The sequence below is a fragment of the Photorhabdus sp. P32 genome (assembly GCF_038085095.1).
Classification (GTDB): domain Bacteria; phylum Pseudomonadota; class Gammaproteobacteria; order Enterobacterales; family Enterobacteriaceae; genus Photorhabdus; species Photorhabdus luminescens.
In genome coordinates this window covers 25,911-34,146 of record NZ_JAZGJN010000248.1, presented here as the reverse complement: position 1 = coordinate 34,146, position 8,236 = coordinate 25,911, and the positions used below count along the sequence as shown (strand labels likewise).

Annotated in this window: 3 protein-coding genes; all 3 read left to right on the top strand. The window is 40.2% G+C overall.

Annotated features, from left to right (window positions below; translation table 11 throughout):
- Positions 1 to 182 precede the first annotated feature (182 nt).
- The 3 genes from V2H77_RS09175 to V2H77_RS09165 all read left to right on the top strand — a co-directional run bounded on the left by V2H77_RS09175 (position 183) and on the right by V2H77_RS09165 (position 7,615).
- On the top strand, positions 183 to 773 hold the full coding sequence (locus V2H77_RS09175; RefSeq protein ID WP_341498554.1) for an inclusion body family protein: 591 nt from the start codon (positions 183 to 185) through the stop codon (positions 771 to 773).
- Positions 774 to 1,440: 667 nt separating this feature from the next.
- The gene (locus V2H77_RS09170) at positions 1,441 to 3,108 is read left to right on the top strand and encodes a ShlB/FhaC/HecB family hemolysin secretion/activation protein (RefSeq protein WP_341498553.1); all 1,668 of its coding nucleotides are present in this window, start codon (positions 1,441 to 1,443) and stop codon (positions 3,106 to 3,108) included.
- A 64-nt stretch (positions 3,109 to 3,172) separates the two neighbouring features.
- A complete protein-coding gene (locus V2H77_RS09165) occupies positions 3,173 to 7,615 on the top strand; it encodes a hemagglutinin repeat-containing protein (RefSeq protein WP_341498552.1) in 4,443 nt (1,480 codons plus the stop codon).
- The last annotated feature ends 621 nt before the right edge of the window (positions 7,616 to 8,236 follow it).

The window sequence follows — 8,236 nt, the reverse complement described above, 5'->3', positions numbered from 1 at the left end:
ATATGAAGTAATACCTGATAAATATATGAGTAATTTACTCATATAAACTATGGTTTATACTAGTAGCTGTTTCAACTTTAATAGTTAATTATATAAAAAGAAAGTTATTAGAATAATAATGAGTAAGCAAAATAACCTTTCGATTCCTAATAAATAAGTTAAATATGTAAAGAGGTGTTATAATGAGTGAAATCATTCAGGGTAAAGATGATACTGTTACAGCCAGGAACTCTGTTACAGCTGATGTGACCTTTGTTATTGATATTGAGTCAATAATTGAATATCTTCACACTAATAATCTTAAAAGTTCTCTGGACCCTAAAGAGCCAACAATTATCCGTCAGCATGTATATATAGCTAATTATACTCCAGAGTTTGGGCTAAAAGTGGCGAGTTCATCTGGTGCCCGTGTAACTGTTCCCATTAATGCAAATATTAGATGGAGGGCGACAACTGTATCTAATAATTTCGACTATACAATTATACTGTATAAATTCAAAAAACTGAGTAAAGGAGAAGATGTCATCTCTGTCCCATCACAAATATGGTCACAGAACCCTATAGGCAAAAAAGTTCCAATGGTTCCTTCAGGCGTTAATGCAGATGAAGATGCGCCTAAGGTAATTTTCGTTGAATCTCAAGACAGTTATTTCCAAGCAACAGCTCATAGACCAGGCGAAGAACAATATACATGGTTCTTTGCTGCTTATGATGGCAAAAAGCTCCTGGGTTATTATCGATATGATCCATATATTGAAGTAACTAATAACTGATCATTTTCATATTGCCATTTTCTACTGGAAAATTATTAAAATAGTTTTCCAGTATTTTTAACTTTCACTTTACTTAAATATCTATAATAAACAATTACTTATATAATAATACCATTTCCTTATCAATAAAATCTTCTAACATCTTGGTAAACTCTATTCCTCTCCATAAATTCAACAATCTTCCGACAATTATTCTGTCATCAATTCAGATGATTTTCTCTCTATTATTTATTTCTTTAACTAAAATAACTTACAGGAACTATTACATCTGACATTATCGTCTATTAAGCTAAATAACAGTGAATTAAAATTTAGCTTATTATTACTTGCTTAGATTAAGCTTTCCTTTCTTTAAAAATTTTCCTAGTACAACCCACACTATTATTTAAAAAAACTCACCTGTTACTTATTCCACTTAAGTTAATTCATTAATAAGCAATAAAATCATTGCTCTTATTAACTCATTATTATCCGAATAACCAACTAATTAAAATTTCTAATAGAAAATCGAGATATAAAAGAAACGTCACTCGTTAATCAGAGCAAGATATAACCAGGAGTGTGCTTTAATAACAAATAATTTAGCCAATCTGAATGTCATTACCATCAGGCTATCACCCTATATTTAGGTTTCATGGAATAAAATATCATCCTTATCGGTGAATGAATGATAAAAAGAATATCTATTTTAATATTGGGTTGTATTTCCTTTCAGATAATCGCCTCTCCGGCAGAGATAAATGATAACCTGCCAATGACTGAGGCGAGAAGAACTCTGCAAGAGAGTTCCAGGGAAATTAACCAACTGATAGAACAACGCCGATATCAGCAATTAAAGCAGCAGGCTAATACTGTCCCTGAACCAACTCCTGCGCCAGAGTTACCGGAATCCAAACAATGTCTGCCGTTAACCGGTGTTTACCTTAAAGGAATCTCCCTGCTCTCAGTTCGGGATTTAAGTACGCTCAGCGCTTTGTCCCCGACGTGTATCAGCAGTCATGATATCAATCGGCTCAGCCACGAACTGACTCATCTTTATATCAGTAAAGGCTATATCACCGCCCGTATTCAGTTTATTGCCCCTAATACCGATGGAGAGTTAGGACTAAATGTTATCGAAGGGTTTATTGAAAAAATCGAAGGCGGTGATCGCTGGGTAAATAGCAGTATGTTATTTCCCGGTCTGGAAAAACAACCGCTCAATATCACACAACTCGATCAAGGTTTAGATCAGGCTAACCGGCTACAGTCCAATAAAACCACCTTAGATATTTTACCGGGAACAGTGAATGGCGGTTCAGTGATTAAACTGCATAATCAGCGCAGTAAGCCTTGGTTATTGAATATCAAAACTGATAATTACGGGCAAAAGAGCACCGGGAAATGGCTGGTCCGCACTAATGCCAGTTTTGACAGTCCATTTGGTTTATCCGATTTCATCAGTCTGAATGCCAGTAGTACGTTGGATAGCCCATCCAACCGGTATAGCCGTGCTTATACTCTGCTTTATTCGGTGCCCTATGGCGCAGCAACATTCAGTGGGTTTGGTAGTTATTCCCAATATGCCAGCCGCCCCCATTTACAAATGAGAACCATAAAGATTTATGGCGATACTCAGCAAATCGGCATGCGTTCCGATTTTGCCTTCTATCGTAATCAATCTCAGATTAATAGTGTCAGCGGGCAATTAACTTACAAGAATTACAATAATTACATCGACGAGGCCAAGATTGGCGTCAGTAGCCAAACATTGAGTGTCTTTGAACTCGGTGTTAATCATTTACATATCATTCCAACCGGATTAATCACGCTCAATCTGAGTGTTGAACAGGGTTTGCCTTGGTTGGGAGCACAAACCGGAACCTCTTATCTCGATAAACAGTTCACCAAAGGCAAGTTGATGGTCAATCTGCATCAGCGTTTTATGCTGTTCAACTCGTCTTATCAGCTCAATAACCTGTTTTATGGGCAATACAACCGGCGCGGTCTGCCCGGCGTCGAATGGCTAAATATTACTGATCGGAATGCAGTCCGGGGATTTAGCAAAAATACGCTATCCGGGGATAACGGCTGGTATCTGCAAAATACGCTGTCCCGGACATTTCACCTCGTCAACAGCACATTATCGATGCGTATCGGCATTGATACCGGCCGGGTTCAGGGATATCGCAGCCCACAAGGCTGGCAAAGCAGCGCCGGAATCAGTTCTGGCGCCACGCTGAAATACCAACGCATGGTATTCGATATAGAAACCAGCCGCGGAAAGTTACTTTCCAATCGCCAAGCATCTGATGAACCCATTCAGGCGCTAGTCCGTTTTTCTTACACCTTTTGATGGTTTTAAGCAGTACCCAACGCTGTTCACACAGCAATATAACTAAATATATAGAGACTAATGTATGAAAAACAAAAAATTCAGGTTATCCCCTACCGGCAAGCTTACCGCTTCTATGGCAATCATTCTTGTTTCCTGTTCTACCAGTTTCGCCAGTGAAATCGTTGGCGGCGGCGATCCAGCACACCATCCCGATATTTTCGCTGCCGAAGGTAAAGCAACGGTTGTGAATATCGTGACTCCCTCTTCTTCCGGGTTGTCGCATAACCAATATCTGGATTACAACGTCGGTCAGATGGGCGTCGTCTTAAATAATGCGTTAAAGGAGGGGCAATCACAATTAGCAGGTCAGCTCGCCGCTAACCCTAATTTAAATGGTCAAGCCGCTAGTCTGATTCTGAATGAAGTTATCAGCAGGAACCCTTCCCTGTTATTAGGTCAACAGGAGGTGTTTGGCATAGCAGCAGATTATGTACTGGCAAACCCGAATGGCATCACCTGTAATGGATGTGGTTTTATCAATACTAACCGCGCTTCTCTGGTTGTGGGTAATCCATTGGTAGAACAAGGTGATTTGCAAGGTTTTAATATGTTTAATAATCAGAATAGCCTGAAAATTAAATCGGATGGTCTAATCGCCAATGCAATCCTTGATCTTATCGCACCCAAAATTGACAACCGGGGCCCAGTCACCGCTCAAAAAGAGATTAATGCGATCAGTGGTGAAAATAAAACCTCAGCCACAGGAGAAATCATTGATTCTCAACAACAGTTAACCGGTGTTCTCGATAGCTATTATCTCGGTAGTATGCAAGCCGGGCGTATCCGTCTACTTAATACGGCAAAAGGCAGTGGAGTTAATTTGCAAGGTTCTCTCACTGCCAGTGATGAGATTATGGTTAATTCCCACGGCAATCTCAATTTAGAGGCAGCGCACCTGCAAGGCGGAGATGTTGCGCTCACAGGTAATAATATTGAAGTAAAAGGTAAAGTCAGCGAATCAGCATATAACCGTGATGGTAGCAATAATTACCAAAGCTATTTCAGCGGTTCTTATACCAATGACAGTAAAAGTAGTCAGTCACTTGCCCGCACTCAACTAGCAGGCAAAAATATCTCATTGGTCGCCAATAATAATAACCGGATTACAGCCACGGATATCGTGGGTGATGATGTTAATCTGAGTGGCGCTAATCTGACTTTAGATGGGCAGCAGTTAAAGCAATCTACTAAAAATATTGATAACCAATGGAGTTATTCCCGGCGCAATGAGGTAACTCGAGAAAGTGAAAAACTACATCAGGCAGGGAATACGATAACCGCCCGGCAGAATGTGAATTTAAATGCCGTTGAAGGTGACGTTAAAATCCGTGGCAGCCAAATAAATGCCAACGATAAGCTGGCTATTACAGCGAAAAAAGATGTGCAGATTGCCGGTTTAACTGAAATAGAAACATCATCAGAAAAAGGTTATAAAAAAAATCAAACAGCTAAATTGCAGACCGGAAGTTGGGAAGAGAGTAAACAGACCGAACGCCTGATTGCCAGTGAATTACAAGCAGGTCGTAATCTTGATATTAAAGCGGGAAATCAAGCCGAGATTTTGGGGGCGAAAGTCCATGCAGGTCAAAATCTGACACTGGAAGCCGGTAAACAACTGCAAATCGATGTTCAGAAAACAGCTAATAGCGGTGCTGTTCGTGATGATAAAAGATACTGGGGCGGTATCGGCGGCGGCAAGAATAAAGACAATAGTGAGTTGAAAGAAACCAGCCACGCATCCGAATTGACGGCTAATGGGCGTTTATTGCTATCAGGTCACGAGGGTATAGCGATTACCGGCAGTAAAGTAAAAGCGACCCAAGGTGCTTTCGTGCACGCTAATAGTGGTGAAGTAACCATCGATAATGCGGTCAGTCATATCAATCAAAAAATCGATGAGCGAACAGGCACCGTACTCAACATTACTAACAGCTCAAAAAGAACCAATAACCATCAACAGAAATCTCATGGCAGCGAGTTGGTTTCTGAAGCGGATCTCAAATTACTCGGTGATGAAGATATCAATATTATTGGCAGTCAGGTGCAAAGTACCGGCGCGCTTAGCCTGAACACATCCGGTAATATCAACGTGCTCTCTTATGGCGAGCAGAAACAGGTTGATAAACAAAGCACCTATCTAGAGCCGCAAGTCCACTTCCAACCAAAGGGGGATAAACAGTATCGTGCCGGAATAGGTATTGAACATACCAGTAACAGTCAAAAAAATCAGACGATAACACAGCAAGCTTCCTCGTTGAGTGGCGGTAGCATCACTATCGATGCTGATAAAGATGTCACCTTGCGTGGTTCCAATCTGGTGACGACTACAGGTGATGCTAAACTCACCGGAGCGAATGTTCATCTGTTAGCGGCGGATAATAAAAAATCCGAAGAGAAATCTCAGAGTAAAACATACGTTGGGGGTTATCTTACCGGAGGAGTTGATAAATTTGGTTCTGGTATTCATGGTAATTATGAAGGTAATAATAACAATCATACCAGTACGACTGCCGTTGTTTCCGGTTCTCGAATCGCAGGTAATTTGAACATTAAAACCAACGGTGAATTGGTTCAGGAAGGGACTAAGCATGAAGTCAATGGCACTTATACCGCTGAGGCAGGCAAGGTCAGCAATCTGGCCGTATCGAATACGACATCAAATACTAACCACAAACTACAGGTTGGCACAGATATTGGCGTCAATGTCGATTATAGCGCGGTTACTCGCCCAATTGAGAAAGTCGTTAAAGAACCCGCTAAGTCTGCGCTGGATGGCACTTTAACCAAAAAAGGCACACCTAATTTCGGCGCAGATATTGCCGCCAACGGCAGTAATATCCAGACCGCAAACAAAAAGTCCGAAGCAGTTGTGACTTCTGTTCAGGCCGGCAATATCGTCATGAAAACCAATGGCGAACTGTATGATCAGGGTACTAAATATCGTGCTGATAAGGGTAACGTCATACTGACTGCCGGTAGCCATAACAGTAAAGCAGCGCAGAATCACCACGAAAGCAGCCACAGTGAAACCCGCGGCAATGCTGACTTACGGGTTTATACCACCACCGGTGAAGATATCTCCGGTAATGGTAAAGGCAAAGGCGGCACACAAAGCAGCCATACCGCGACAACCGAAGCAATAACCAGCCGGATTACCGCAGCAGATGATATTAATATTCGCGTCGAAAGGGACGCTGAATACCAAGGCACATCTCTGAATACCGGCGCTGGCAAAGCCAATATAGATGCTAAAGGTGATATCCGTTTTGATAATGCCGCCAATAGCACAACGAAAACAGCAACCGGTTATAACGGAGAAGCATCTGCTAAAGGGGGAAACTCGCCAGAGGGCAAGAATGTTCATATCGGTCTTGGCGGCGGTTACAACACAGATAGTAAAAACAGCACCACAGCTCAGGTTAGTGAGATTAGCGGTCAGCAAGGCGTCAATCTAAGTGCAGGCAATAACTTGACGCTGAAAGGCGTAGAAGTGAGCGGTAAGCAAATCGACCTGAATGCTAAACAAGGTAATGTTGAACTGGTATCTGTTCAGGATCGCATTAATAACGATGGTTGGGAATTTAACCTGAAAGGCAATGGAGGGAATGCAAGCTCGATCAAGAAAGCGGAAGATGAAAGTACAACCACCACCACAAAACATAACTTTGGCGGGGAAGTCAAAGCGGGTATTGATCGCCTGCAAGCAACAACCCAACGTAATAGCCATATCAAAGGTGAAAATGTCGTTATCAACAGCGGCGGCGATACGACAGTTGCCGGAGCACGTATAGAAGCTGATCAGGTAAAAGGCAGTATTGGCGGCGATCTCCGAGTTGAAAGCCGTAAAGATACTGAACATGGGTTAAATGTCGGTGTTGATGCTGGCATTAATTACACGAAAGAATCCAAAGTAAAAAGTGACGATATCCCTAAAGACGAGGCAACTAAGGATGATTCGCCTAAAGACGATGTATCGAAAGATGAGGTATTGAAAGATGATCCATCTAAAAACCCAACCGAAGAGCCACAACCGAAAGGATGGCAGGAAAGATTAACTTCTGCATTTAATAGTCTTAATAATATTAAAGGTATTAATGGGGTTACAGGTAAACTTAAGAGTAATGTTGATATTAAAGATCGGGAAAATGTCGGCGAACAATCGGTTATTTCCGGCAATCAAGGGGTTAATTTAGATGTAAAAGGAAATACTCATCTGATCGGCGGGCAGATTGGTAGCGAGAAAGGCAATGTCATTCTTAATACCCAAAATGTGGAACAACAATCTGTTACCGGCTATGACAATAGTAAAGGCGGCAATGTTGAATTACCTGATTCTGTAAGCGGAATTGTTAAGGCAGTTCAGGAAGGTGTATTATCCGGCAAAATACCTTTGGTGAAAACTTATAGTAATGAAACTGAAAGTAGTACAACTAATGGCGAAATAATTAATCGTAAATCTGATTAATTTGTTCTTTTATAAAAGATCCTTCAAATGAGGGATCTTTTTATTGTCACATATATTGAATATTTCAATAACTCCAATTGACAATATTAATATTTCCCCATAATGTTGAAAAATCAACAAATGACTTGGGAATATCATGATATTTAGAATTTGCAAGCAGACTTTAAAACATAAAAATTACTATAAATCACAAATTAAAATAAATAGAATATTTAGGAAGGAAACTATTTGTTCAAATATATTCATTGCATATATTATTTTCATGTCCGTATTTGAGTTCAATAATCCATTATTTAGATATGTAGATTACGCTATGGCAATAATGCTAATTACTACGTTAATAAGCATATCCGTTAATATTAGCAGAGCATTTGACATATTGATGAGCGGATATAAACCAGAGGATATTAATTATTCTAACGAAAAGATAAAAATCTCACACAAAGTATTAATTTCAATTATATTAATAGCTGCTTCAATATTAATGTGGATACCAATCTCATATTTATCCAGCATTGTTATATATAATTTTTCATTAAAAGTGTTTTTATTCATGATTATCAGCATATCAATATACTTAATCATGAAGATATTCAATAAGAGAGTATTCACTATGCATGA

Bases quoted from the DNA above. Each gene is read 5' to 3' on its own strand.
- V2H77_RS09165 (WP_341498552.1), top strand. From the start codon at position 3,173: ATGAAAAACAAAAAATTCAGGTTATCCCCTACCGGCAAGCTTACCGCT.
- V2H77_RS09170 (WP_341498553.1), top strand. From the start codon at position 1,441: ATGATAAAAAGAATATCTATTTTAATATTGGGTTGTATTTCCTTTCAG.
- V2H77_RS09175 (WP_341498554.1), top strand. From the start codon at position 183: ATGAGTGAAATCATTCAGGGTAAAGATGATACTGTTACAGCCAGGAAC.